General features: G+C 45.5%; 2 protein-coding genes. Both read right to left on the bottom strand.

The window, feature by feature from the left end; translation table 11 throughout:
* Nucleotides 1-80 precede the first annotated feature (80 nt).
* Nucleotides 81-446, bottom strand: a complete 366-nt coding sequence (locus NXS07_RS20055; protein ID WP_258087517.1) for a DUF5405 family protein — start codon at nucleotides 444-446, stop codon at nucleotides 81-83.
* The gene (locus NXS07_RS20050) at nucleotides 443-1,276 is read right to left on the bottom strand and encodes a DNA adenine methylase (protein WP_258087516.1); all 834 of its coding nucleotides are present in this window, start codon (nucleotides 1,274-1,276) and stop codon (nucleotides 443-445) included. The genes NXS07_RS20055 and NXS07_RS20050 overlap by 4 nt, the downstream gene beginning before the upstream one ends.
* Between the last annotated feature and the right edge of the window lie 84 nt (nucleotides 1,277-1,360).

Here is a 1,360-nt window from a genome sequence, read left to right as displayed (position 1 = left end):
CGGGGCATTCCACCAATAGGCATAATGCCCATTGGCGGGTTCAGCATCGGGCAGGGTATTAAAATTAATCAGGCGACGGCTCATACAACAATGCCGCCATAAGTATCAGGATTCAAAAGATTCAACGCGGTCTGACAACGCCGGGTGATCACCTCGACCGTATTAAGATAATCATCAACTGAACGCACCTGGTGTCTGATATGCGACACATGCAGGTTCACCAGTTCAGCAACCAGCGACACGTCGCTGTCATGCCAGCCAACCAGTGAATAACTGCGGTTATACGTGCCGACCTGTAACAGCGCCAGCTTGCCCGGGTGTTTCTCATGGGCCACGACAGCAAAGCGGGTGTCGGTGATATAGACCCCATTTTTGGGATCAAGCACGATAGCAGGTTCGTGCGTTGGAGATTGTGTCCCGCTGTTGTGTTCCAGCAACTCACTCATGCCTGCCCCTCCAACACCGCAATAATTTCTTTCGCAGGCTGACGGTTGCCATTGGCGGCAATCTTGCGTGGAGCGTCGATTTCATGGACAGTGAAACCGAGGTCAGCGTAAAGCGCTTTAGCATCAATGGAATTAGACACGGTGACAGGTACGCCGCTTTCTGTATGTAGTGTGTGTAAAATCACAGCCAGCAGCTCATGGTCAGCAGGCGTGAAATTCACTTGATGATATTGGGTAAAGCCTTTTCCTTTGCTCAGATAAGGTGGATCGCAATAAACCACATCGCCATCTTTAACGTGTAATAGTGTTTGCTGCCAATCCTGACAATCAAAACTCGCACGGCCCCATGATTTATGATGAAACGCTTTGATTTCAGCTTCGGGGAAATAAACCTTTTTATATTTCCCATAAGGAACATTAAATTCACCTTTAGTGTTATAGCGGCATAATCCGTTATAGCCGTGGCGGTTCAAGTAGAGAAACAAACACGCTTTAGCAACGTAACTGATTTCAAAATCCCGCGTATTGAAGACTTCTCTATTTTTGTAATAATTATCTTCAGTGTTAGAGCAATCAAACCAATTATCAAAATAACTTTCCGCCTCACAAAGAAACGCGCCAACCGGAACAGCATTAATTTCTTTGTATAAGTTAATCAAATCGGCATTCGCATCCGCCACCAAATACGCTGGGTAATCCGTATTCATCATGACGGCACAGGAACCCGCGAACGGTTCAACCAGTCGCTTACCTGCTGGCAGATGGGGCAGTAATTTATCCATAACACGGACTTTAGAACCTGCCCATTTCAGAATGGTTTTATTTGCCATTGTCAGCACCCTCATAACAAAAATAAGAAGGGTCTAATAATGAATACTCATAAAAGGAAATATTGATTTCATTGTAGAGATTTA

The organism is Xenorhabdus bovienii, assembly GCF_024721015.1.
Lineage (GTDB): Bacteria > Pseudomonadota > Gammaproteobacteria > Enterobacterales > Enterobacteriaceae > Xenorhabdus > Xenorhabdus bovienii.
Note: the sequence above shows the minus strand (reverse complement) of the source record. Positions and strands in the feature narration are given on the sequence as shown.